Source organism: Filimonas zeae (genome assembly GCF_014641615.1).
Classification (GTDB): Bacteria; Bacteroidota; Bacteroidia; order Chitinophagales; family Chitinophagaceae; genus Filimonas; species Filimonas zeae.
Window position 1 is genome coordinate 139,091 of sequence record NZ_BMIB01000002.1, and the last position, 26,117, is coordinate 165,207.

Below are 26,117 nucleotides of genomic sequence, written 5' to 3' on the forward strand. Positions count from 1 at the left end.
CAGGCTGTTCATTTTGTTCACAGTCGTTTTTATAGTATATACATATTAATATTGTTTCCACTCTTCACAAATTAATCGTACAATTACTATGAACACTAGCATCTTATTCAGAAGGTACAACACTGACAGTGAAATTCAAATTGACATTGTAGAACTGAATGCCACCATTTACCACAACCTGCAGCATACTACGCGGTGCGGGATAATATTCGATCTTACCCAGCCAGACAGATTGAGCCCTTACATTAACAGCCTGCAGCAGGAAAACCTGGGCGGCAGAAAGGTAATAGGCGGCTGGTTTTCTGTTGAGTCAACCAACACCGCCGGCGAACTGGTGGGCAGGCTCAGTGAATTATTCCGCGAGCCAGCCAGTAATAACATACTTAACCAGATAATAAGCGCCGAACAAGCCGCTCATGGCAACACTACTTTAGTAAAGTCATGGTCTATACAACAGGCTACTGTTGTAACAGATAAGGCTATTAAAACCACACAGGCTTTTGTAGAAGTACCTATGCGCGTAATGGGCAGATTTCCGGGCGGCTATAAAATGTAGCCAACAGAAAACCAAACGGCATCCATTATCGTATCTCACTACCATTGTACGCCTTTAACAGCGTACTGCAACATACAAAGCTGCCCGGTGTCTACCAGGCAGCTTATTTTTTACAAACTCTAAAACGGCAATGCGGTGGTTTGTTCCTGCAATTCTTAAAAGTTCATATTTAAGCAAGCTGAGTCATCCAGATAGTAGCATTGCCACATTCCGGATCATCTTCCCGGTATTGTAATATCTTAAATTGATGGAGCTCCAGCAGATCGCGGTACTCCTGTGTATCCAGAGAGCCATGATACACATTTTCACCTCCCATAAAGCTTAGCACCTCGCTATGTTTTGTACCGGAGGTAAATAACAAAATACCACCCGGGTTCAGGTGATTGCTGAAAATGCGGAACATGGGCGGCTGATCTTCCGGCGGCAGGTGAAAGAAGCTATGCCAGGCAATAATGGCATCAAACTTCTGATGCAGCGATAGATTCCGCATATCTGCCTGCTGAAAATCTACCTCCGGAAAGTTATGTATGGCAATATCCAGCATGCTGTGGCTGGCATCTACCCCCAGCACCTGCATGCCTTGCTGCAAAAGATAGGTTATTACAGGAATGCCTGTTCCACATCCCAGATCCAGCACCTTTGCCCCTTTACCTATGTGGTGGATAAGCATATCCAGGTAAGGCTTTTCCAATAAACCTGTATAGCGGTTCTCTGCAAACCAGCCGGCAATATTGTTATATGCTTTAATAACGTTGTTTTTATCTTCCTGCATAAGTGTAACAAATTTACCCGATCTATTCATTCCCCTTCAACATATTCAGCAGCAACTGCTGCCCCACCACATTGGCCGGATTACCCACCTGCGCATTAAAGGTGTTCATAGCCGCGTTTTCACCATCGCCCTCTGCCCGCTTTTTCTCTTTCACGCCTGCAATACAGGAAATGAAATCGAGCGTGCTGAGGATAATTTTTCCACGGCCATGCGGTATTACACTTAGTGCAGCATACACTTCCTGCTTATGGTCAGATACACATGCCACCACGGTTTCGCCATTAAACATGCGCATACCAGTGCGGCTTTTGTTGTACGCTGCAAAGCACTGATACTCCCAATTGAATACGCAGCTTTGTGGAAGACCTGCAAACAGTGCATGTTCTTTAACAAAGAAATTGCCACCGTACCAGGTAGTGCCCAGGGTTTGTATACCCCGCATTTCAATCACTTCCTTTTTAGCCAGAAAAGCAGCCCAGTAATCTGCATTACCTGCAACCACCAGTGTATTGCCATTGTTTACCCATTCCAGTATATCTGTTACCAGCGGGTTGCCCTGTGGTAAGGGAATAGCTGCGGCTACCATTACCTTGCCGGTTGGGCGGCCTCCCTCATAATTCGTGTAGGGCTGGTTAATGGACTTGAAATAGTTCTGTAACACACCAGAGGTATCTGCCACTACAAGCTGATCGCTTACCTGCGTTTTATTCAGCTGCACGGCATACACCTGATCGTCTCCTTCGGCCACCTGTTTTTGCTGCTGATACAGCAGGGCTTTAATGTTGGTATACCCTGCGTTGTTTACCGGAATTGTTATTCCACTTACCAGCAGCTGGCCATAGGTAACGCCACCCGCCGCGGTAACATTCATGGTTTTGGTAAAACAAACGGTGTTATCCGGTGCAAATGCAGTAATTCTTAACTCCGCCTCTCCTTTTACGTCTTTCTCATTCACCAGATAAAAGTCGGCCATTACGGTGTTGCCGGCAGGCACTACCTTATGGTTTACTTTTACCGCCACATACAGCGGCTGGTTATAACGGGCTATTAACTCCGCATCGCCTTTCAGGTTACGGTAGTTATCCACCACACCGGAATGGTTTTCCAGCTTCATGCTTTCCCAGCCATTAACCGCATAGCCATCATTGATATTATTTATCCGTACATTTTCTATTACCCTGCCCTGATAGTAATAAGCCACATTGCCCATTTTGCGCGTCAGGCTGTCCACATTCGGAAAGGCTTTGGAAAAGCCCTGGCCCTTTAAAAACCGGTCATACGCATCGTACCATTTCAGATAAGCATCCGTTTCCCATCCTATGTTAACACCGGTTTTCAATATCTCATTCCTTATCAGTTGCAGGCGTGGTGGTGTACCAATAGCACCTTCCTCTCCCCAGTATACAATCTCATCTTTTTTATCGGTGTATTTGATATACCTGTCGGGGCTGGCATATACATTATCATGATAAACACCCGGGCCACCGGCATGGTGCTGATCAAACCAGCCATAGTCGTAAAAAGTAGTATCGTTGGGCAGCAGATGCCTTTTAAACCTGGGGTCAGGCTCATTCATTTTTATACCACCGTTGCTGGAGTTATAGGTAAGAATACGGGTAGGATCTAAACGGTGTGCTGCCTGCATTTCTATATTATCCTGTGCATGTGGTTGCGCACCACGTTCGTTATGCATGTTGTAAATAACCAGCGAAGGGTGACTGCGATCGCGGCGTATCATCCGGAACAACTTCTCACTGCGCACGGCCAGATAGTAATTCGTTTGTTTTACCTCCGCTTCATTTTTGGGCGTAAACAAACTCTCGGGATACTGGTTACCACCCGGCTCTTCAAAATATAGCAGCCCCAGTTCGTCCGCTGCATTCAGCACGTTGGTTTGCCCTATGGTTCTGTGAAAATTCAACATATTTAACCCCAGGCGTTTGGCAGCAGCCACCTGCTTATACGCCAGCTCATCCGAAGGCATCATACCATTTACCGGCCAAAAGCCCCATGAAATGGAGGTGCGCAATACAATACGCTTGTTGTTGAGGTAAAACTGCCTGTCGCCATTCACATCCTTTATTTCAAACCAGCGGAAACCAAACCGCTGCCTGTAAACATCTGCTGTACCATTCGCTCCCTTCCATTGCACACGCACCTGGTACAGGTTGGGATGCTCTACATCCCACAACTTTGCCGCAAGCACCTTTGCTGCTACTGCAATGGTAGTAGCGCCTGCAGCCAGTGAAGCCGCTTTGGTTTGTGTAAACACCACCTGCCCGGTTTTAGCATCGGCAACGCTTATTTCATAAGTGCCGTTAACAGTGGTTGTACCGGTATTATCTGCCGTTATCTCAAATTCCACCTCCCGCGGTTCCGGTTTGTTCTTTACAAAAACATCGCTCACAAAAACCGCATCGGTAGCCTGCAACCATACCTTGCCGGTAATACCTCCAAAACCGTGCGTAGGCTGGGTGCGATATTCGCCCCACATAAAATTCTGGCTGTCGCGCCAATCAAAATTGCCATTCGGGTCGGTAATACGTACCGTTATATCATTCAAAGTACCTGGCACTACTGCGTTGGTAATATCCACCTCAAAAGGCGTGCTGTTTACCAGATCATATCCAACGAGCTTCCTGTTCACAAACACCTCTGCCCTGAAACGCACACTTTCAAACTTCAGCACAACACGTTTGCTTTTAAAAGCAGTGGGAACTGCCACTTTGGTGCTAAACCACGATACGCCCAGGTAATTGCCCGAAACACCAAACGCATTTCCATTACTGCCCCAGTAAAACTGTTCCACCGTAGCAGGCAAATGAACGGTTCTGGCCTGCTTTGCCGCAAGCGCTGCCCAGCCACCCGTAGGTATATTTACCGGAAGAGATTTGATATTAACGGGTGGAGTATACAACTGATCGTTCTGCCATCTGGCAGCCGTATCCAGCCACAACATCCAGTTATTACCGGAAAGATCCATTACTGTGCGGCCTGATTGTGCCTGAACACCTTTTACACTCAGCACAACCGCCAGCAAGGGCATCAGCAATCTGAAAGAAATTTTCATAAGCAAGTATTATCGTATATAAATGTCGGGCAAAACAAAGACGCCCGGTGTTAGACCGGGCGGAATATGAAAAGTTTGCTGGGTAAAATATCTAAAATTGGCAATATAGTGTCACGAATTGGCGTCTGCCAGCCGACACACCATGCAGATATCAGCTAACTTTAGCACATTATGAATATCCCACACGAAATCAGCAGTTGGCTGCACATTGCCTTCACAGAAAAATCTGGTCAGCTTATGGAACTATATTATTACGATAAGCGGGACAAGCAATTCTATTCCACATTTATAACAGATTACAAAGCCTACAACCTGTTGCGGGAATTGGCAGGTAACAGCTGAAAGATATTTTTTAGTATTTACCGTATTACCAATTTTAACATTTCGGGCTATTATTTATAGAAAACATTATCTAATTTCAAAAATGCAACCGGCCGTCCGGTTTACCATATCCAATATCCAATTTATAAACCACCGCTAACCGGAATAACTCCAGCTATTTTTTAACCCGCTTTAAAAAAAGCATTATGAAAACTGTATTTTCATCGCACCGCCGTACCTCACTTCCCCCTCACCCATTACTGGTATAGGATTTTTACCGCCATGTTATATTTATTTCCGTTAACAAACCTACGCCGTACCCCCGCAACAGGCGCAGCTATTATGCTATTGTATAACATAACACTCTCTCCAACCGTATTCTGTTATCACAAAAAACAGCGCTATGAAACCTGCAATTACTTTACTGCAGCTAAACAATCTACTGGGAAAAAACACTCCACCCTCGCAATTGAGAATATTGTTGCAAAACAACCAGCACCTCCACCTGATAAACACCTGCAACCAGTTGTGCGCGCGACTGGTAACAGAAACAGAAAGGGATGCGCTTTCTATGAGTAAATGTTTTTCAGCCAGTCTGCGGCAAAAAGGAGCCATGGTTATTCGCCTGCTGGATACGCTGCAACGGCTGTACACCGCCCATCCCGACCTCCAATGCGTATACCAGCCTGTATTGGAACGTCTTCTGAACGTACATGACACCTTCAGGGATGCTTATACAGACGACTACACTGCCGGACAAAAAATACCTGATATAAGACTGCAATCACATATCCGGCATATGCAGGCAGCATACCACAATCTGCTGCAATCAGACAAAGAAAACCTGCTTCTTAAAGCCGTACTGTCTCCCGTATCACAACTGATAAGGCATAGCAGCAAGGGAAACAATACTGATAGCAAAGTGGAATACGCACAGGTTCTGTTATTAAATGTAAGGTTATGGCGTTTCAAAAAACTACCCGATTCTGCCCTGTATGAGATAGCAGTTGCTATGAACATTAATTGCAGGGAGCTATTGCACTATTTAAAGCATTTAGGAGAAGAACTGCTGACGCAGGAAGAAACCCATCAGAAAAAAACAGAGTTGATACATCAGTGGAACCATCAGCATAACCTGGCACGTTGTAGTTATTCGTGGCGCAAGGCCAGCCAGCCCGGATTTGACACCACCAGTAAACCGCTGGCCGAAATGATAACAGAGTGGATACACCTGAAAAAAACAGCTTTGCTGCAAACGCCTGCCGACGCACAGCCCGTAGCCAGACTATGCACCTCCGAAAACGGTGAATATGTAGGCTGGTGGATCAAAGTTATTACGGAAGCAGGGTTTTCTACAAACAGAGTAGTAGCGCACAGTATCCGCATCCTGGCACAGGTAATCAGCTTACCCGGCTCGGTAATACCCAGCACCAAACATCTGGAACAAATAGCCAGCAACGCAGCCATTTCTATTACGATAAAAAAGAAGCTTATTGAGTTTGGTAATGATTTTCTGCGCATAGTAAATCTGATACCTGTAAAAGGACAACGCACCCAACCAACCACCAAACAACAAAATGGAAAAACCAGCAGGAAGTAAAATATGTAAAACACGCTCTTATATAATACACCCACTTTCAAGTCTAAAGTTCACCTGATATCCTGAACAACTCTTCGGGTTATGGGGTGAGCTTTTTTATTCCGTACAACACAGTTCCTGACAAAATAGTACGTACGCCCAGCCAGCGGAGGTATTTTACCGGCCCGCCGAAGCCCCCTTCCACTTATCTGAACCACACTTCCCGTCACTGGAAGAACGCTTCCGGTAATCGGAACAACACTTCCAGCCATCCGGGCAACAAATCCGCTCACCGGAAGCACACTTCCATCTATCGGAACAACGCTTCCGGTCGTCCGAACAACTCTTCCATCCATCGGAAGCGCTCTTCCGGTCATCGTAACAACACTTCCAGTATTCAGAAGTACTCTTCCACTCATCTGAATAACTCTTCCGGCCATTGGAAGTACTCTTCCAGTCAACGGAACAACTCTTCCGGTCGTTGGAAGTACTCTTCGGGCCATCGGAACAACTTTTCGGATCATCAGAAGTACTCTTCCACTCATCCGGAGAACTCCCCCTTTCATCGGAAGTGTTCTTCCGACCATTGGAAATGGACAAAACCTAGCCACTTCCAATACAACAATTATCGCGCATCTTATCCTGAAACCCTTACCAGATAAGGGTTCCGGAATGCGAGCATAGGCACACATCAGTCCAAAAGGATAACGCAAAAAACACAACAAACTAATTATCAAATACATAAACAAAACAACTCCCCAAAACCTCTGTACCGGAAAACTATTTTAAAACTTTTTTTCCGCACTGGCACTGCATTTCAGCCACTCTGACCCTGGGGTGAGGTTTGGTAACCTTTACATCATTTTGAAATTTTACATCGTCACAGCAGCGAACAGGGCCGGATAGAGCGGCCGCTCGCTTTACGACTTTCAGGTTCACCGGTATCTGCGCAGAAACTGAAAATCCACAGGCACTCCCTGTTCCCGCTGTACACATGATTTTATCATTATTCAAAAACGCATTTATTATGAAAAAGCAACATATCCATTTTGTACCCAGAGGAGATTCACAATTGGCAGTATGGGCCAGTAACATAGGGGACAAAATAAGCATCATAGGCCCTCAACTGGGCATGGACGCTGCTGCAGTTACCAAAGTAGAAACAGCAGCACTCAACATTGAAATGGCCGTAAAGGCAGTAGAATCTAAAAGAGCAGATCTGGAGCAGGCTGTAAGCTTAAAAAATGAAAGCAAAGTAGCCGATGTTCAGGTGATTGCAGATGCCGCAGCAGTTATGAAACGTCATCCGGACTACAGAGAACAGCTGGGAAGCGCATTAGGCATTGTAGGCTATGTGGTTAACTATGACCCTAAAGACCTGAAGCCGGTTATTAAAGCACGCACCTTTGAAGGAAAGGTAGAAATTTCATTCAACCTTCAACAGATGAGCTGTATAACTATCTACAGCCGCCTGAAAGGGACCAATGGATGGACACGTCTGGGCAACGACTACGAGTCACCATTTATCGACTCACGTCCGCTTACAGTTGCCACGCAACCTGAGATTAGAGAATATGCAGCTATGTACTTTAATCTGCGTGAAGATGTGGGACAGATGAGTCAGATAGAAACCATAGTATTTGCCGGATAAAACAAATACTATGCAACTAACACTCCATCGCACCTATTACCCCACAGGCACCAACGGGGTGTTAAAGCTGGATGATGAGTTGATCTGTTATACCATTGAACTTCCCTGGCGTAACAACCTCTCCCGCCTATCCTGTATACCGCCGGGGGAATACCGGCTGGTAAAAAGATACAGCGAAAACCACGGCAACCACCTGATACTGGAAGCCGTGGAAGGGAGAAGCCTGATACTCATTCACCCGGCCAATAACGCCCTTGAAGAGCTACGGGGTTGTATAGCACCGGTGAGTACGTTAACCGCGCCGGGCTGCGGCGATGCATCCCGCGCGGCTTTTCGTAAGGTGCTGAAACTGGCAACCGCTGCCATTAACAAAAAAGAACTGGTAACACTAAAAATTGTAAAAAATGACAAACAATAATCTCGCAAGTATTGCGCAACGTTTACAACAGCCTACACCGCCATTTTTTAAAAAGCTCCGTACCATCGGTTTGCTTATGGCCGCAACCGGCGGCGCAGTAATGGCGGCACAAGTGGAGCTTCCTGCTGTGGTAACCCAGATAGCCAGCTACCTTACCGTAGCGGGTGGCATCATCACCAGCGTAAGCCAGATGACGGTAAACACACCGGAGTTGAACACAAAAAACTAAAGCCCATGAATCAGTATTTTAATAATACAGATACCAGAGCCGGAATAGCAGGTGGCGTTTTATGTACGGTTTCCGCAAACTTAAGTAATGCAGACCTTACTAAAACAATAGTGCTGGCGGCACTGGGGGCGGCAGTAAGTGTAGTGGTTACTATAGCCATGCAGCAACTGCTTCACCGCTGGCGTAAGTAAAAGCAATTTTGTAACAAAACACGTAAAGGGTGTCTCAAAAAAATGAGGCACCCTCTTTTTTACAAGCTATCCCAAATCATTTTTAAACTTTTTTCAAAATTCCTGTAACAATTAAAAGGAGGCTGCATCCAATAAGAAAACAATGAATAGTATGAAATACAGAACGCTCCTTTTCAGCATCTTATTTATTTTATGCAGTTTACAAAGCCAGGCACAATCAGCATTTAATGTGCAGGTAATAGGAAAAGGCCGTCCTGTGCTGTTATTCCCCGGCTTTGCCTGTACGGGTGATGTATGGCAGGGTATTACCGGTGAATTATCCAAACAATATGAGTGTCACATTTTTACGTTTGCAGGCTTTGGAGGCGTACCGCCCATTGGCAAACCCTGGTTACCTAAAATCAAAGATTCTGTAATCAGTTATGTAAATACACATAAATTACAGAATGCCACTATTATAGGACATAGCTTAGGTGGCACACTGGGATTGTGGCTGGCAGCAGAAGAACCGGCAATGTTTAAAAAAATAATAGTAGTAGATGCCCTGCCCTGCATGGGCGCTTTAATGGTACCGGGCTACAAATCGGAAAACATGGTATACGACAACCCTTACAGCCAACAGATAAAGGCTATGGATAGTACCGCATTCCGGGAAACGGCCAAACAACAGACAGCTTATATGATGTTAAACAAGGAAAAGAAAAGTCAGGTGGTGGAATGGATGATGCAGGCAGACAGATCTACTTATGCAGACGGGTATGTTGATCTGCTGAAATTGGACATAAGGCAAGACCTCGCTAAAATAAAAGCACCGGTGGTTATTCTGGCTGCTACCTCCATGGGTAAAGCGGTGGTTGAAAAAAACTATAACGAACAGTTTGCCAACCTGACCGGAAAAACATTTTACTATGCAGAAAATGCCGGCCATTTTATTATGTATGATCAGCCCGAATGGTTCTTATCAAAAATAACTGAAAGCCTGCGTTAACGTGACTAAAAAAGAACAGTTTACCATCATTTACCAGCAACACCACGCAAAGGTATTCCGGATGTGCAGGGGCTATTTTAAAGGGGAAGAGCATGCTGCTAACGACACGGCGCAGGAGGTGTTTATTAAAATATGGCAGCACCTGGATACCTTTCGCAACGAATCTTTACTAAGCACCTGGATTTACCGGATAACCGTTAATTGTTGTTTGTTACACACGCGAAAGCCATCGGTAAAGAAGGAAGTTTTTACAGAGCATGTGCCAGATAGCATACAACAGGAGTATAACCCTGTTGCAGAAGAGCAACTGAAAAAAATGTACGCCTGCATAGGACAACTGGAAGCGGCAGACAGAATTATTATCACGATGGTTTTAGAAGGAATAGAGTACCCGGAAATTGCTGATATAACCGGCGTTTCCGGGGATACCCTGCGGGTGAGAATACACCGTATTAAGAAGAAACTATCTAATTGTGTACAACCATGACATCATTCGACAATATTCAGCAACTCTGGAATGAGCAAAATGATTCAACAGCACCCGCTTCGCCATTGGAAAAGCTGATTGAGCTGGCAGAGAAAAATACGCGGAAAATTAAAGCCCGGCAGTATGGTACCATAGCCATACTGGGAGTAAGCATTCTGCTGTTTGTATGGTATATAGCCACCTTTACAGGAGTGGGTGTAAGCTGGTTTCATACAGGACTGCTTCTGATGCTTCTGTCGCTGTTGCTACGGTTGGCAATAGAGTGCCAGAGTGTTGTTAGTCTGGCGAGGATGGATATCCGTACAGACTCAAAAAACTACACGAAACGGATGACCGGGTATTATAAAAGCCGGAAGCGGGTGCATTATACCGTAACACCTTTCATACTGGCTGCTTACACTACGGGCTTCCTGTTGCTGCTGCCGGTTTTTAAAAAATCCTTCGCCACAGGATTCTTCTTATACATCGTTATTTCGGGTGGCTGCTTTCTGGTGGTATTTACCTTCTTTATGTTTAAGCTGCTGAAAAAGGAAATAGAAATGCTGAAGCATCTGCAGGAAATAGACTTGTAGCGGGGTTACAATATTTACTTTCAAAAAAAACGGAAGGTACCTCCGGGCTATGGGCCTTGATACCGGAAAAAAAAGTTGCGTTATAAACAAAACCCCTAATTTAGTAGTCGCAACTACTAAATTAATAATGATGTCCAATCCCACGCAACTCAGTTTTGTTTCGCTCCAGGTAAGTGATCTGGAAGCATCCGGAAAGTTTTATACCGAAGTTTTAGGCTTTAAGCAGGTTGCCCAATCGCCACCCGGTGCTATTGTATTTGAGCAGAAAAACGGGGCCGCTTTTGCCATCAGAAAACCTATGATTGAACTTTCAAAAGCCAATCTATTGGGCTGGGGAGTAGCCGTATGGTTTGGAATAGGCAATCTGGATACATTTCTGGAGCAAAATAGCACTAATATCTCTATTGTAAAGGATATTCACCCAACGCCGTTTGGAAGAATACTGGTAATATCCGATCCTGACGGTTATGCCATTACTTTGCAGGAAACAAAAGAAGACTGATGGCCAAAAAAGATCAGGTACTCTCCTATAAACAACCAGAGGAAAACACTGGTTACCTGCTTTGGCAGGTAACCATGCAATGGCAGTTAAGTATGAACAGGGCACTGGGAAAGATGGGGCTTACGCTTACGCAGTTTTCATTAATGGCAGGGCTTTACTGGCTGAGTAAAGAAAAGCAAACCGTTACCCAACAGCAACTGGCAGATTATGTCAATACCGATAAAATGATGACCTCTAAAGTTTTAATGACGCTGGAAAAAAAACAGATTATAGAAAGGGTAAAAGATGACAATGACAGCCGCGCAAAACAATTAAGAATTACTGACCAGGGCACGCAAATACTGAAAGAGGCTTATAAGACCGTTAAACAGGTAGATGATGTTTTTTTTAAAAACGTTGTAAAAGATAAAGCGGTATTTGATAATTTGTTGACGCGATTGATAAAGTAGCTGAAACAAAAAGCATGGAGAATTACACAATTATACTGGTGTTACTTGGCATAATGGTAATACTTAGCTCACTGGCAGAAAAGATAAAAGTAGCCGCCCCCATAGTGCTGATTGTGGTGGGTATTGCGGTAGGCTTTATACCCGGAATGCCTGCCGTGGAAATTGACGCCGAAATTATATTCCTGTTGTTTTTACCTCCGCTGTTATACGATGCTGCCTTTAAAATTCACTTTCCCGATTTTAAAGCCAATTCCTATATTATCTCCAGGCTGGCTTTTATGCTGGTGTTTATTACTACCATAGGCATAGCGGTAGTGGCTTATTATCTGATACCGGGTATGACCTGGCCGCTGGCTTTTGTACTGGGCGCTATACTGGCACCTACCGATGCAGTGGCTGCTATAGGCATTACCAAAGGCATGGGCCTTTCGCCACTTACCAATACCATACTGGAGGGTGAAAGCCTGTTGAATGATGCATCTGCGCTGGTGGCTTTCCGGTTTGCGATTGCTGCCTTAACAGGTACTGCATTTGTGCTGTGGAAAGCGTCTCTTTCTTTTGTAATACTGCTGGCAGGCGGGTTTATCATTGGTTTTATTGTTTCAAAAATAGTAGGCTTTATATTAAAAGCCATCCGCCACAACAGCATTGGCATATTAAGCCTGTTACTGCTATCCCCGTTTGTAACGTATCTGATTGCTGAAAAAATTCACACCTCGGGTGTAATTGCCGTGGTAACCCTGGCTATGAGCTTATCCCGCTTAAGCGCTTCCCGGTTTCCGGAAAAATTAAAAGCACAGTCTGAAACCATCTGGGAAACGATCACCTTTCTGCTGAATGGTCTGATATTTATTCTGATAGGGCTTGAACTGCCACTGTCGGTTAAGGCGCTATCCGGTAGCCAGCTGCTGTGGTATGCTTTATATGGTATCATCATCACTTTCACTGCCCTTGTATTAAGAACCTGGAGTGTATTTATTAACCGGAAAAAGCTGTTACATGCTTACGAAAAACATAAGGTAAAACCCGGCAGAAGAATTATTCCCGATTCCATTTTACTGAGCATAGAAGAAAGCGTTATCATCAGCTGGTCTGGTATGCGAGGCATTATTTCGCTGGCACTGGCCATCGGACTTCCTAATGTTATGTCCGATGGAGCCCCCTTCCCCATGAAGGATGCTATTATTTACATTACCACAGTAGTAGTGCTGTTAACCATTGTAGGTCAGGGGCTGGTACTGCCCAGGCTGGCAAAGCGGCAGGCAGCCAACGCCACTACACCGGCCCGCTGATGCAAGCTTGCGAAATGCATGGGAAAGACTGGAGGCTATACAGAAATGTAACCTGGCTTTAACCCTGGCGGGCAAACAGCTAAGCAGGCCATCTTCCGGAGCGTAGTAAAGTTGTTTTTAAATATTGTCCACCTTTTTAGTAGACTTATATAAAATGCGGTTATCTTTGTGTTGTCGGTAGCCGATACAGACAATAATACACTTACATACCGCGTACAATTAAGTAATATGAGCACAGGAAGGAAGACTGAACCCGTTGTTACCGGAAATGCCTATGAATCACTCACTGCCCGTTTCAGAAAGGCTGCAAACCTTTTGCAGCTCAGCGATTCGTTTATAAACGAACTGGAAGCTTCCGTTGAGGAAATCAGCTTTCTTTTTACTGTGGAAATGGATAATGGCAACACAGAAACTTTTACAGGATACTATGTTATTCATTCAACCCTGGCAGGCCCCGCCAAAGGCGGCCTATATTATGTCACAGATACAGATGAAGATACCACGCGGTTTCTGGCAGGTTGTATTACCTGGAAAGCAGCCCTGGCGGGCATTCCCTTTGGTGGCGCCAAGGGGGGTATTGTATGTGATACCACCCGGTTATCGAAAACAGAAAAAGAACGTGTAACCATAGCCTATATCAACGCCCTTACAGCCAACATTCATACCCGTAATAATACTGCCGGTAACGTATTGAACAATGCGCCTGTTACAGACTGGCTGCTGGATGAATTTTCGTTACAACATGGTGCCTCGCTGCATGCAGTAGTCTCCGGCAAGCGTACCCCTAACGACAGTAACAGTGTACGCTCACAGGCAACCGGCAAAGGCATAAGCCTGGTTACCCTGCTGGCATTGGAAGCAAAGAAAAAGCGCCCGAAAAAATCATCGGCAGCTATACAGGGCTTTGGCAATGTGGGTATGCATACAGCTTTATACCTGTGGGAAAAAGGAGTAAAAATAGTAGCCGTTAGTGATGCAGATACAGCGCTGTTTAATCCGGAAGGCTTTCATATTCCCGACCTGATAGCTTATTCAGAAAGCAATGGCAACTCGCTGTATGGTTATTATGATGCGTACGAAATTTTACCGGGAGAGTTATTAACACTTCCGGTAGATGTATTGATTCCGGCAGCTACCCAGCATGTAATTACAGCCGGTAATGCCGCAGCTATCAAAGCCCCTGTTATTGTGGAAGCTGCCAACGGCCCTATACATGCAGAGGCAGATGTAATACTGCAACGGAAGAACACTTTTGTAATACCCGACCTGCTGGCCAACGCAGGTGGTATTATTGTTTCTTATCTGGAATGGTTACAGAACACCCTGCACCAGCCCTGGAGTACCGAACAGATTTTTCAGCGCATGGAAACCATACTGCATAAAAACTTTACAGACATTGTTGAAACCGCCGATCAGATAAGGGATACGCTGCGCACAGCCGCCTGGCTGCTGGCAGTGAAAAGGCTAACAGATACCGCTACGGTAAACACTGCTATAGCCCCTGCCCTGCAACCGGCATATAGCCAGAAAAACTGATATGCTACTACTACTCATTATAATTCTAAAGCGCCTGAATTGGCTGCCACCCAAAGTGGCATCACGGCTTCAGATGCCTTTTTTCCGGCTTAAACCCCGTTAAGCTTAAGCAGCATTTTCCATTTCAATTCAGGCATCAATGTTCCGGGAAAGATAAGCTCCCCGGTCAGTAAGCGCCAGGTAAGACTTTCATGCAATAGAGAGAAAGCAGCAAATCAACCGGTTATTATAGAGCGAGATGTCAGGTTTTGTTATAATTGCCGCTAATTCAATAGCTTTGACCAGGTTAACTGCTATTATTGAGTAATCACGTATCATATGAAGAAAAGCTGTTATTAGCGCAGCTGGCAGCGGATAGTCACGAAGCGTTTGATACCTTTTACAACCGTTACTTTGAAGCGGTGTACAGGAACGTGGTAAAGATTACCGGCGATGCTGCTGTGGCAGAAGACCTGGTGCAGGAGGTATTCTTCGCCTTCTGGAAAAAACGAAAAGACTTTGAAGATGCAGGCCATGCAGCCAACTGGCTGTTTCTTACCAGCTACCACAAATCACTCAATCAGTTAAGGCAACACGCACGCGAACGGCTGATGAAGCAAACCGTAGCCACCCTGCAACACAACGACCCCGACGATATAGCCTACCTGATAAAAGAAAACCAGCTGAACCTGCTGGAAAAGGCCGTAGCCCAGCTGCCCGAAAAGCGGAAGAAAGTATTTGAACTCTGCCGCCTGCAGGGGAAAACCTATGCAGAAGCCGCAGCAGAGCTGGGCATATCGGTAAATACCGTAAAAAATCACCTGAGCGAAGCCGGGGAAACCATACGTGCCTGGCTGCTGCAACACAGAGAGGAACTGCCGGCCACCACCCTGCTATTATTGATGGCTACCTGCCTGTAAAAAAAACTTTTAAAAAAAGTACTCACCCCACCTACCCGTTTACAATACACCGGTGTATTCAGTATAAAAGCAATACTTTGTCAGCCACCGGAAATACCATTCAACAACTACTGCAAAAGCCGGAGTTAACGCCGGAAGAGGACGCGCAATTGCGTACGCTGCTGGAAAGCGATTTCCGGGAAAACCTGCGGCATGCACAGCCTGCGGATACTACCGTATCGCAACGGATTCTGGCCAGGCTGCATACACAAATGGCAGCGGAAGCAGTGGTAAAACCGCTGGTTACCCGCAGCCGTTTTTACCGGGTGGCCGCGGCGGCAAGCCTGTTGCTGCTGGCAACAGGTACCTGGTGGTTTGCATTTCGCAAAACCAGTCAACAGCCTGGTATTACTGCTGTACAAACCATAACACCGGGCAGCAATGGCGCGGTGTTAACCCTGGCCAACGGGCAACAGATAACGCTGGACAGCCTGGGCAATGGTGTAGTGGCAGATGAAAACGGCACCAGCGTGCTGTTACAGAACAACCAGCTGCAATACCGCAACACAACGGGCGCTACTGCCATTGCTTACAACACCCTTGCTACGCCACGCAGCAGGCAGTTTCAGCTGGTGTTACCAGATGGTACCCGCGTATGGCTGAACGCCGCCAGCAGCATCCGTTACCCGGTAGCCTTTACCGGCATAGAACGAAAGGTGGAAATAACGGGTGAAGTATATATGGAGGTAACCCCGCAGCCTGCTGCGCCTTTTATAGTAAGTACGGGCAACATGCAGGTGCAGGTATTAGGTACTGCCTTTAACATTAACGCCTATACCGATGAAGCTGCTGTTACCACCACCCTTACCCAGGGCAGTGTACGCGTAAAACTGGCAGATACGGCTACTATAGTAATGCCCGTATTGCTGAAGCCAGGCCAGCAGGCAGCCCTGGCCAACCGCACCCTTACCCTGAATACAAAAGCAGACATAAGCGCTGTACTGGCATGGAAAAACGGACAGTTTAGTTTTGAACAGGCAGATGTGGCAGCAGTAATGCGCCAGATAGCCCGCTGGTACAATGTAGATATACGTTATGAAGGCCCGCCACCGCACCGCGAGTTTCATGGAGGTATAGGCCGCGACTTTACTTTACAGCAGGTACTGGAAGCGCTGGAAAAAACAGGCGTGCATTGCCGGCTGGAAGAGAGAACGGTGATTGTTGAAAAATCACCAGAATAATGCTAAGGAAACCGATATCCGGGTGCAACCGGATACCGGCAGATGTTCCGGGCCTATGAAAGATATCAACTGTTGAGATCAGTATCGTTCACCCAAAACTAATCCAAAACTATGCAATTGAATGCATTTGGAAAAGGCCGTGTATTGCACGGCCGGAAACAACGTGGCCGTGTGCCGGAATTTAAAAAACTGTTGCTTATGCAGTTGAAACTGATGCCCGTGTTATTGATGATGGGACTGAGTGTGTGGGCCGGAGGCTTTAGCCAGACGGTAAGCCTGAAAGCAAAGGAAATGCCCTTGCAGCAGGTGCTGAACCAGGTAAAGGAACAGACAGGTTATCTGTTTTTTTACGATGGTGCTGTAATGAAAGATGTAAAGCCGGTTACCATTAATGCCAGCAATATGCCGCTGCAAAGCTTTCTGGAAGCGGTGCTGAAAAACCAGCCGGTAAACTACAACATACAGCACACCACTATCATCCTCAGCCGTAAACCGCAAAAACAGGCGGCTATAGAAAAAACGGTAGCAGAAGTAATGGCAGCACCACCACCACCGGTTGATTTTCATGGCAGGGTAACAGATAGCACGGGCGCGCCTTTACAAGGTGCTGCAGTAGCCATCAAAGGCACCAAACGCGGTACAACTACCGATGCTTATGGATATTTTACTTTAACCGGCCTGGACGAAAAAGCAGTACTGGTAATTACGTACGCGGGTTATATCAACCGCGAAATTGCCCTTACCGCAGACAATGCAGGTTTTAAAAACGGGCAGCGCCTGTTTATTGTGCTCAGCAGAAGTGATAACATGCTGGATGAACTGCAGATTATTGCCTACGGCCAAACCAGCCGCAGAATGAATACCGGTAACGTAAGCACGGTTAAGGCAAAGGATATAGAAAAAGCACCGGTAAACAATCCCTTATTGGCTATTGCAGGTCGTGTACCGGGTATTATTATTACACAGTCCACCGGTTTTGCCGGAGCAGGTGTACAGGTTCAGGTGCAGGGCCAGAGCAGTATAGCCCAGGGTACTACTCCTTTTTATGTAATAGATGGTGTACCCTTTATACAGGCTACCCTTGCCCCTTTAAGCGGCATACAGGGCAATTCGGGCGCAGGCACCGGTGGTGGCTACAGTAACCCGTTTTCGTTTATTAACCCGCAGGATATAGAAAGCATTGACGTATTAAAAGATGCAGATGCAACAGCCATCTACGGTTCGCGTGCAGCAGCCGGCGCTATATTAATTACCACTAAAAAGGGAAAGGCAGGCAAAACCTCCCTTTCTGTAAACGTACAGCAGGGTTATGGCGAAGTGGCTAAGAAAATGAAGAACCTGAATACAGAACAATATCTGGCCATGCGTAAAGATGCCTATACCATTGCAGGCCAGCCAGTACCAGGCGCAGGTACTACCCCCACTTCTACCAACTACGATTTAACCTGGTGGGATCAGAACCGGTATACCGACTGGCAGAAAGAACTGATAGGCGGTAAAGCAGGTTACAGTGATGTGCAAATGACCGCTACCGGCGGCAATGCAACCACCCAGTTACTGCTGGGTGCCAACTACCACCGCGAAACCACGGTAATGCCCGGCAACTTTTCTTATAAAAGAGGCGGCGTTCATTTTAACATGAGCCATTCCTCTGCCGACCAGCGCTTTAAAATGTCGTTTGGCGGCAGCTATAATACCGACAACAATCAACTGCCTGGCGCAGACCTTACCGGCCTGGCCATGAGAACGCCTCCCAACGCTCCGGCGCTCTACGATTCTGCCGGTAAACTCAACTGGGGCGCACTGCCCTCCGGTATTGAAACCTTTACCAATCCTATACGCTATACCGTTAGCAAATACAAAAGCAGCAACATCAGCGCGCAGGGCAATGCCGAAATAGCCTACCGTGTGTGGAACACGCTTACCCTCAAAAGCACGTTTGGGTATACCAGCCTGCAATCGGATGAGCTGGTTACCACACCGCAAACATACAGTGCCCCATCCAACACCAACAACAACCGCTCCGCTTCGGTATCGGATAAAAAAGTAACCAACTGGATTATAGAGCCACAGCTTACCTGGCAGCTGAAGAAAAGTTATGGCAAACTGGATGTGCTGCTGGGTACCACGTTTCAAAACAGCAAATCGTACCTGCTGGCATTAGCAGGTACCGGCTTTGGCAGCGATGGCCAGTTGAATAACCTGTACGCCGCTACCAGCGTAGCCCCTACCAACTCCATACAGGACAACTATAATTACAATGCCGTATTTGGCAGGGTAAACTATAACTACCGGGACAGATACATTCTGAACCTGACTGCCCGCCGCGATGGCAGCAGCCGCTTTGGCAGCAATAACCTGTTTAATACCTTTTATGGTGCAGGCGCTGCATGGCTGTTTAGCCGGGAAACCTGGATGGAACAACTGCCTTTTATCAGCTTTGGTAAACTGCGGGTAAGCTACGGCACCACCGGTAACGACCAGATAGGCAACTACTCGTTCATGAGCCTCTACAGCTCCTTTGCACCTGCCGTAGCGTATGGTGGTGGCAGCACCCTGCGTGTAAGCCGTTTAAGCAATCCCGGCCTGCAATGGGAAGAAACTAAAAAGTTTAATGCAGGTATTGACCTGGGCTTTTTTGCAGACAGGCTGCTGTTGAATGTAAACTACTACAACAACAGATCCGGCAACCAGCTGCTCAACTATAAGCTGCCTATTGTTACCGGCTTTACCAGCATTTTAAGAAACTTTCCCGCTACGGTACAAAACAGCGGTATAGAAATGGTAATTAACACCGATAACATCCGCAGCCGGAACTTTAAATGGTCAACCAGCTTAAACCTTACCATTCCGCGTAATAAGCTGATCGCCTTTCAGGGCCTGGCCACTTCTTCCTATGCCAATCAGCTGATTACAGGCAAACCGCTACAGATAGTAAAAACATTTGCCTATGCGGGTGTAGATGCTGCCACCGGCAGATACAGGTACGAAAAACCAGATAAAACACTGGTGGAAATACCTGGGATTAACCGGGATGAAACTCAGATTACAGACAGAACACAGCGCTTTTATGGCGGCCTGCAGAACACACTCAGCTACAAAGGTTTTTCGCTGGATTTTCTGCTGCAGTTTACCAGACAAAAAGGGTATGATGATACCAAATTTGGCTACACTACCCCAGGCCTGTTTGGCACACTGGGTGTTAGCGGCAACCAGCCGGTAAGCGTATTAAACAACTACTGGCGGCAGGCCGGAGAAGCAGCCACTTTACAGCAGCTGAACCCTGGTAATATTACCGCACTGGGTACCGGCTTTTCGTATGCCAGTAATATTATTAACAGCGCCACCTGGACGGACGCTTCGTTTGTACGGTTAAAAAACCTGTCCTTCTCCTACACACTGCCTGCCTCTTTTACCAAAGCGGCATACATGCAGCAGGCAAGGCTGTATGTGCAGGGGCAAAACCTGTTTACCGTTACCGGATATAAAGGCCTGGACCCCGAAACGCAAAGTGCATCGGTATTACCGCCGCTACGCGTAATCACCTTTGGGGCACAGGTAACTTTTTAGCACTATTCAAATGTTTATTATGAAGCTTATTTCCCATATCAGAAACCATACATTAACCGCTGTTACCCTGCTGGCAGTAGCCTTAGCCACCACCAGCGGTTGCCGCAAGTTTATTGAGGTAGACCCGCCGGTTACCAGCGTAACCAACGGCAGCGTGTACCTGAACGATAATACTGCCATTGCTGTATTAACAGAATTGTATACCAATTTTATGCTGCGTACAGTAAATACCAGTAGTATTGACGATGGTGTTTCGGGCGTATCGTGGGTTACAGACCTTACGGCCGATAACCTTACCCTGGAGTTTCAGGCCAGCCAGAAACTGCTGAGCTATTACACCAACAACCTGGAATCTACGGGTAACATTGTAGCAGGTACGGTGTTCTGGAGCCGTTTATACGAATACATTTACAAGGCCAACGCCGCTATGGAAGGCATTTCCGGCTCCACCACTTTAACGCCCGCAGTAAAAACACAGCTGCTGGGTGAGTGTCGTTTTTTAAGGGCTTTCTGCTATTTCTACCTGGTAAACCTGTATGGCGATGCCGCATTGGTACTAACTACCGATTATGCCACCAATGCCCTGCTGCCGCGCACACCTGCTGCAGAAATATACAAACAGATAGTAACCGATTTAACAGAAGCCAAAGCCCTGCTGAAAGAACAATATGTAGGGCTGGATATGCAAACCACCAGTACCGACCGTATACGTGTAAACAAAGCAGCCGCCCGGGCCCTGCTGGCACGCGTGTATTTATACACCGGCGAATATGCCAAAGCAGAAGCAGAAGCGTCTGCTGTTATCAGCAACAGCCTGTACGGGCTTGTTACCGATAACCCCGGCACCGTGTTTCTGAAAAACAGTAAAGAAACCATCTGGGCCATGCAACCCACTATATCCACTACCCAAAACACCTGGCAGTCTTTTATATTCCCGCTTACCAAAGCACCCAGCGCCAGTAACCCGGTATCTTTATCTGCCAACCTGATGGCCACCTTCGATACTACGCGTGACAAACGTTATAAAAACTGGATAGGGAATTTTACCACCGGCGGCAAAACCTATTACTATGCATATAAGTACAAAGCAGGCGCTGTAACCAGTTCCATTACTGAATATGAAATGGTATTGCGCCTGGCAGAACAATACCTGATACGCGCCGAAGCCAGAACACAGCAAGGCAATATTACCGGCATCGCCAGCGCCACCACCGATCTGAACACCATACGCAGCCGCGCAGGCCTGGCAGATACTACCGTAACCGGTAAAGACGAAATGGTAAACGCCATATTACTGGAACGCAGAAAGGAATTTTTTACAGAATGGGGCCACCGCTGGTTTGATTTGAAACGGCTGGGTAAAATTGATGCCGTAATGCAAGCCTATGCGCCTTTAAAGGGTGGTACCTGGCAAAGCTATAAAGCGCTGTTTCCGCTGGCACAAACCGAAATAGCCTTAAACCCGGGCATGACGGGCCAGCAGAATACCGGATACAACTAAGCAGACATTTTAAAAACACGGAACGAGTAATATGAAATCCATTACATCAGCCCTGCTGCTGCTGGCCCTTTGCGCCGGCAGCGCAGCCAGGGCACAGCAGCACTATACCATAACGGGACGTATTAACAACATTCCCAACCCGCAATACCTGTGCGTTGCCGCCAACTGGCGCGAGCTGGAGGTACAGGATTCGGTACCGGTAGTAAACGGCCGGTTTGTATACAGAGGGATACTTGCAGAACCCGACCCTACACTGGCATTTATTTTTGTAGGCTTCAGAGATACGGCCCATGGCGGCAGGTATATAAAGAAAATGGTGGGCGATTGCTACCTGGAAAAAGGAACGGTTAAACTGGACATTAACGGACTGGCCTTCCGCGACAGCATGCACTTTAGTGGCACCCCTACTAACGTAGATTACCGCATGCTGGTTACACAGAAGAATGTGTTTACCAGCTATATGGTAAAATACCTGGATAGCCTGGGTACCGCACAGGTACCCAAAGAAAACAGAGTACAACTATCCCGCGAAAAGTGGGCAGCGTTTTACAGCGGTTTTGTAAAAGCACACCCCGCTTCTTTTTTAAGCCTGCAACTACTGGGTGCAGATTTGCTGCGGGTTGAAACACCAGAGCAGATACGCAACTTACTGTTAACACTCTCCTCCAAAATGCAGCAAACCCTATCTGGCATTGCATTAAGGAAACAACTGGATAATACCTTAAAAATACGTGTAGGCATTGCCGCACCAGACTTTACAGAAAAGGATACGCTGAACAACCCTGTTGCACTCAGCAGCTTCCGGGGCAAATATGTACTGGTTGATTTCTGGGCCAGCTGGTGCCACCCCTGCCGCGCCGAAAGCCCTTATCTGAGAGATGCATATGATGCGTATAAAGACAGCAACTTTACCATTCTGTCTGTTTCTATGGACAACTCTAAAAACGCGTGGTTAAAAGCTGTACATGATGATAAACTCAGCTGGCAGCAACTGTCTGCCTTAAACCCACTCACATCCGAAAGTGCCAACAAGTACGGCATAAAAGCCATACCCAGAAACTTTCTGATAGACCCTACCGGTAAAATTATTGCCATGGATTTAAGAGGCAAGGATATATTGGAGAAGTTGAAGGAGGTGCTGTAATGGCCCGGTAGAAACAAACAGGCCGCCCATACCGGAATACTCCGTTTTGGGCGGCCTGTTATAGTTACTATGTTCTATTTATGGAAACAAGGTAGCCAGCTTTTCATCCAGCTTTGCACCCCGCAGGTTTTTAGCAATGATTTTGCCCGTAGGGTCTATCAGAAAATTGGTAGGTACAGAGTTTACACCGTATTGCACGGCAACAGCATTTTTCCAGTACTTTAAATCAGATACGTGCACCCAGGGCATGCCATCTTTTTCTATCGCCTTTATCCAATCCTGCTGCGAGGCATCCAGCGATACACTCAGTATATCAAAGCCTTTGCTGTTATACTTCTGGTAAGCCGCTACCACAACAGGGTTTTCTGCACGGCAGGGTCCGCACCAGCTTGCCCAGAAATCAATCAATACATACCGGCCTTTAAAATCAGACAGCTTTACAGGTTTACCCTCCGGGTTGTTCTGCGTAAAATCGGGGGCCATAATGCCCTCACTTACACTCAGCCCTTTCTGTATTCTGGCGTTGATGTTTTTTCCGATGTCTGATGTGCGCATGGCTTCCGGAAACAGTTTAAAATCCCGGTCTGCTTTAAAAGCATCAAAGTTACCGCGTATTTCATGCTCCAGAAAAGCACTCAACGCGGCATATGACTGTCTGTGACTGGCAATAAAGGCTTTGAAGATGCTATCCATCTGCTCCACATCTCTGTTTCTTCTGGCACGAAGCGATTGCATCAGCGCCGTATCGGCTTTGCGCTGCTCCGGCGTCATCTTTTCAGCGGTAGACAATACCACTTCTACATCTGCTAAAAAGGGGGCCAGCTGATTTCTCAACACCTTATTATCGTCATTGGTAACAGAACCGGTAAACTTTGCCGTTTTCAGAGAATCTGTTCCGCTAATGGTCATTACTGAATTTTCAATAAAAACATCTATACCATCCACTCCCCTGCGCGCATTGGATGCAGCAGTGCCGTGTTTTAAATAAATCGCAGCCCGTACAGGATTAGGCAACTGCCCCTTCAGCACAAAAGCACCGTTTTTTACCTCGGCAGAATCTTCCAGCCGTGTATCACCCACAGCGTAAGACAGAAATACTTTTGCAGGCGTATTTGCCTTGCTCAGTTTTCCTTTAATAGTATACCCCTTCTGCGCCCCTGCACAAACAGGCAGCAAAAGTGCAAGTATTACAGTTCCTTTGTTCATAAACAATCCGGTTTACCCTATATAAACCTAAACCGGAGGCCAGCGGGTGGGTGCCGCTGAAAAAAATTAAGGAATCCGCTTAAGGCCGTTGACCGGCAGTGAATCGGAATGCTGTTTAACCCCGGTTGGCATCACCAGCGGCCTGGTTATAGCAGAATCAATCTCCACCGGAGGCGGTGGCGGCGGCAGTAACGGCACCATCGTGTCCGGCACAGCCAGTTCCCCTACAATCATGGGTTCAGGCGGATCTGGCACCACTACTGCCGGCGTACCCATGGTAACAACCGGAGGTGCAAATGGTGGGCATACAAAAGTTGTCGGCGGACCTGGATCCTGTACTCCGCTATCTTTTACTTCAGTAAACGGTGTTAATACTACACCTGTCAGGTCTGTATCTGAAACCTTACGCGCCGGTTCCGGCTTTTTACCCGTCTCTGGTGTTTTATCATTGCACGAAGAAGCCATTACACTAAACACCACTACAATTACAGCGGCAACCTTTTTACACCAGGACAGTGCTGACAAAGCAATCTGCCTGGGCCAGTTTACTTCTGCCGGTTCCTCCCCGCCGTTTACCTGCGCTGCTGTAAAACGCCCGCATACTTTCTGCCCCTGCCTTTCCTGTAACCACGCCATAATAGCATCCGGCTCCCAGTCAGTAAAATCCATTACAGTTTTGCTGCATACACCGCAGTATCTGCCCTGCTCTTCCGGTTGCATCTGGTTCCAGTCTTCGTGACAAGGATTGGGTATACGAATGTTCATGTTAAGTGGTTTGGTTACTATTAAGATGAAGGCAGTCTGCAATTTCCATAACTGCCGTGGCAGATTTTTCACGCCCTTTTCTGTTAACCACCAAAGCAGGTAGTTTTCATTCATCCCAAAACATACCTTTGTAATAAACAAACACCCCTTTAAACCTTAACTTCCTTACTCCTACCATGACCAATTCAGAAAAAGCATCCGGCTACCTGCATTTGCTTAAAATGGAAGGAAAACTGAATGATGAAGCCATTAAAGAAACCGCCCGGTTGTATGATATTTCTGAAGAAGAAGTAACAGCATTACTAAAACAGCTTCAAAATACCCCCGCATACAACAAAGCCATTATAAATGGAATATGGAAGTTTATAGGGGCATTTTTATCATCCGCATTTTTCTGTGCTTTCTATGCGGGTATGGGCAGCAGCGTAGGCGGGTTGAATACAGTATGCGTGTTCATCGCAGCCATTTGTGGCTTATCAAGCCTGACCTCATTAATGGGAGTTATTGCCCGGCTGTCTGAAATGAGGGCTGCAAAGAAAAAAGAAGAAACATTGCCTGAGCAATCAGGAAAGGAATTGAATAAAACAGCATTGTTAAAGCCTGATGTAATAGCTATTTTGATAACAACTCCGCTGGTAGCTGCAATTATTATTACAATGCCGGTATTGTATATAAAACTCAGTGGCTCTAAAATACTAAACAGTAACCGTTGGCAACTACACCAGGACATAGTACTACAGGAAGATTGCAAAAGAGTTAGGGAACACGATAAGACCACGTCCCCGGATTACTACCTTCTGCTATCGGGAGATAATAACAAAGGATATATCTGGAACAGTGATGATCATTATTTCAGCTTTCATACCGCTGCACCCGACAAGTATTTGAAGAAAGGCGATACCATAGATATATATACCAGCGAAGCAGACTCTCTACTGGTATATGACATTGGCGTGAAGGGCAACCACTTACTAAACCTGAAGAAAAGAAATGAGCTGGCTGAAGAACAGGGAATCAATTCAGCAATAAAATACGGCGTAATACTTGCCATAATATTCATAATAATCATGCTTACTAAAGATAATTGGAAAGTCGATGACGAAGAAGATGAAACACTGTGGCCACCTCCCGGCTATACCCCGTCATACCACCGGGACGGAAAATACTGGTAACCACAATTAAACAGTTTACATATGCTA

The 26,117-nt window shown here is 46.4% G+C and carries 24 protein-coding genes; 19 read left to right on the top strand and 5 right to left on the bottom strand.

Annotation, left to right across the window (positions count from 1 at the left end):
- The first annotated feature begins 88 nt into the window (after positions 1–88).
- Positions 89–556 carry a hypothetical protein gene (locus tag IEY13_RS07415; protein WP_188951353.1) on the top strand — a complete coding sequence of 156 codons (468 nt, stop codon included), beginning with the start codon at positions 89–91 and terminating at the stop codon, positions 554–556.
- A 169-nt stretch (positions 557–725) separates the two neighbouring features.
- Here the strand turns inward: IEY13_RS07415 and IEY13_RS07420 are convergent, their stop codons facing one another.
- Together IEY13_RS07420 and IEY13_RS07425 are read right to left on the bottom strand one after the other, a co-directional pair.
- Positions 726–1,328 (bottom strand): class I SAM-dependent methyltransferase, encoded by a 603-nt coding sequence (locus IEY13_RS07420; protein WP_229687777.1) that lies wholly within the window; start codon positions 1,326–1,328, stop codon positions 726–728.
- A 22-nt stretch (positions 1,329–1,350) separates the two neighbouring features.
- Positions 1,351–4,398, bottom strand: coding sequence for a glycoside hydrolase family 2 protein (locus IEY13_RS07425; protein WP_188951355.1), 3,048 nt, complete (start codon positions 4,396–4,398; stop codon positions 1,351–1,353).
- Positions 4,399–5,122: 724 nt separating this feature from the next.
- On the opposite strand from IEY13_RS07425, the gene IEY13_RS07430 reads away from it, so the two are divergent.
- A complete protein-coding gene (locus IEY13_RS07430; protein WP_188951356.1) occupies positions 5,123–6,319 on the top strand; it encodes a hypothetical protein in 1,197 nt (398 codons plus the stop codon).
- Between the two features lie 156 nt (positions 6,320–6,475).
- Here the strand turns inward: IEY13_RS07430 and IEY13_RS07435 are convergent, their stop codons facing one another.
- Positions 6,476–6,898, bottom strand: a complete 423-nt coding sequence (locus tag IEY13_RS07435; RefSeq protein ID WP_188951357.1) for a hypothetical protein — start codon at positions 6,896–6,898, stop codon at positions 6,476–6,478.
- A gap of 427 nt (positions 6,899–7,325) precedes the next feature.
- Between IEY13_RS07435 and IEY13_RS07440 the strand changes: the two genes are divergently transcribed.
- From IEY13_RS07440 to IEY13_RS07515, 16 genes are all read left to right on the top strand, one after another.
- The gene (locus tag IEY13_RS07440; RefSeq protein WP_188951358.1) at positions 7,326–7,949 is read left to right on the top strand and encodes a hypothetical protein; all 624 of its coding nucleotides are present in this window, start codon (positions 7,326–7,328) and stop codon (positions 7,947–7,949) included.
- A gap of 10 nt (positions 7,950–7,959) precedes the next feature.
- A complete protein-coding gene (locus IEY13_RS07445; protein ID WP_188951359.1) occupies positions 7,960–8,367 on the top strand; it encodes a DUF5675 family protein in 408 nt (135 codons plus the stop codon).
- On the top strand, positions 8,354–8,596 hold the full coding sequence (locus IEY13_RS07450) for a hypothetical protein (protein ID WP_188951360.1): 243 nt from the start codon (positions 8,354–8,356) through the stop codon (positions 8,594–8,596). The genes IEY13_RS07445 and IEY13_RS07450 overlap by 14 nt, the downstream gene beginning before the upstream one ends.
- A gap of 5 nt (positions 8,597–8,601) precedes the next feature.
- Positions 8,602–8,787, top strand: coding sequence for a hypothetical protein (locus IEY13_RS07455; protein WP_188951361.1), 186 nt, complete (start codon positions 8,602–8,604; stop codon positions 8,785–8,787).
- Positions 8,788–8,938: 151 nt separating this feature from the next.
- Positions 8,939–9,775: an alpha/beta fold hydrolase gene (locus IEY13_RS07460; RefSeq protein ID WP_188951362.1), complete on the top strand. Its 837-nt coding sequence runs from the start codon at positions 8,939–8,941 to the stop codon at positions 9,773–9,775.
- A 1-nt stretch (position 9,776) separates the two neighbouring features.
- On the top strand, positions 9,777–10,262 hold the full coding sequence (locus tag IEY13_RS07465) for an RNA polymerase sigma factor (RefSeq protein WP_188951363.1): 486 nt from the start codon (positions 9,777–9,779) through the stop codon (positions 10,260–10,262).
- Positions 10,259–10,834 (top strand): hypothetical protein, encoded by a 576-nt coding sequence (locus IEY13_RS07470; protein ID WP_188951364.1) that lies wholly within the window; start codon positions 10,259–10,261, stop codon positions 10,832–10,834. The genes IEY13_RS07465 and IEY13_RS07470 overlap by 4 nt, the downstream gene beginning before the upstream one ends.
- 127 nt (positions 10,835–10,961) lie before the next feature.
- Positions 10,962–11,336, top strand: coding sequence for a VOC family protein (locus tag IEY13_RS07475; protein WP_229687778.1), 375 nt, complete (start codon positions 10,962–10,964; stop codon positions 11,334–11,336).
- On the top strand, positions 11,336–11,785 hold the full coding sequence (locus tag IEY13_RS07480) for a MarR family winged helix-turn-helix transcriptional regulator (protein WP_188951365.1): 450 nt from the start codon (positions 11,336–11,338) through the stop codon (positions 11,783–11,785). The genes IEY13_RS07475 and IEY13_RS07480 overlap by 1 nt, the downstream gene beginning before the upstream one ends.
- Before the next feature lie 14 nt (positions 11,786–11,799).
- Positions 11,800–13,077: a cation:proton antiporter gene (locus tag IEY13_RS07485; RefSeq protein WP_188951366.1), complete on the top strand. Its 1,278-nt coding sequence runs from the start codon at positions 11,800–11,802 to the stop codon at positions 13,075–13,077.
- Between the two features lie 228 nt (positions 13,078–13,305).
- Positions 13,306–14,613: a Glu/Leu/Phe/Val family dehydrogenase gene (locus IEY13_RS07490; RefSeq protein WP_188951367.1), complete on the top strand. Its 1,308-nt coding sequence runs from the start codon at positions 13,306–13,308 to the stop codon at positions 14,611–14,613.
- A gap of 299 nt (positions 14,614–14,912) precedes the next feature.
- A complete protein-coding gene (locus IEY13_RS07495) occupies positions 14,913–15,512 on the top strand; it encodes an RNA polymerase sigma factor (RefSeq protein WP_188951368.1) in 600 nt (199 codons plus the stop codon).
- Between the two features lie 77 nt (positions 15,513–15,589).
- On the top strand, positions 15,590–16,732 hold the full coding sequence (locus IEY13_RS07500) for a FecR family protein (protein WP_188951369.1): 1,143 nt from the start codon (positions 15,590–15,592) through the stop codon (positions 16,730–16,732).
- 111 nt (positions 16,733–16,843) lie between these two features.
- On the top strand, positions 16,844–20,302 hold the full coding sequence (locus IEY13_RS07505) for a SusC/RagA family TonB-linked outer membrane protein (protein WP_188951370.1): 3,459 nt from the start codon (positions 16,844–16,846) through the stop codon (positions 20,300–20,302).
- A gap of 19 nt (positions 20,303–20,321) precedes the next feature.
- Positions 20,322–21,803 carry a RagB/SusD family nutrient uptake outer membrane protein gene (locus IEY13_RS07510; RefSeq protein WP_188951371.1) on the top strand — a complete coding sequence of 494 codons (1,482 nt, stop codon included), beginning with the start codon at positions 20,322–20,324 and terminating at the stop codon, positions 21,801–21,803.
- A 31-nt stretch (positions 21,804–21,834) separates the two neighbouring features.
- Positions 21,835–22,947, top strand: coding sequence for a TlpA disulfide reductase family protein (locus IEY13_RS07515; RefSeq protein ID WP_188951372.1), 1,113 nt, complete (start codon positions 21,835–21,837; stop codon positions 22,945–22,947).
- A gap of 78 nt (positions 22,948–23,025) precedes the next feature.
- Here IEY13_RS07515 and IEY13_RS07520 read toward each other — a convergent pair whose 3' ends face one another.
- On the bottom strand, positions 23,026–24,153 hold the full coding sequence (locus IEY13_RS07520; RefSeq protein ID WP_188951373.1) for a TlpA disulfide reductase family protein: 1,128 nt from the start codon (positions 24,151–24,153) through the stop codon (positions 23,026–23,028).
- Positions 24,154–24,219: 66 nt separating this feature from the next.
- Complete coding sequence (locus IEY13_RS07525; RefSeq protein ID WP_188951374.1) at positions 24,220–24,918, bottom strand: hypothetical protein; 699 nt, start codon at positions 24,916–24,918, stop codon at positions 24,220–24,222.
- 266 nt (positions 24,919–25,184) lie between these two features.
- Between IEY13_RS07525 and IEY13_RS07530 the strand changes: the two genes are divergently transcribed.
- Positions 25,185–26,090, top strand: a complete 906-nt coding sequence (locus tag IEY13_RS07530; RefSeq protein ID WP_188951375.1) for a hypothetical protein — start codon at positions 25,185–25,187, stop codon at positions 26,088–26,090.
- The last annotated feature ends 27 nt before the right edge of the window (positions 26,091–26,117 follow it).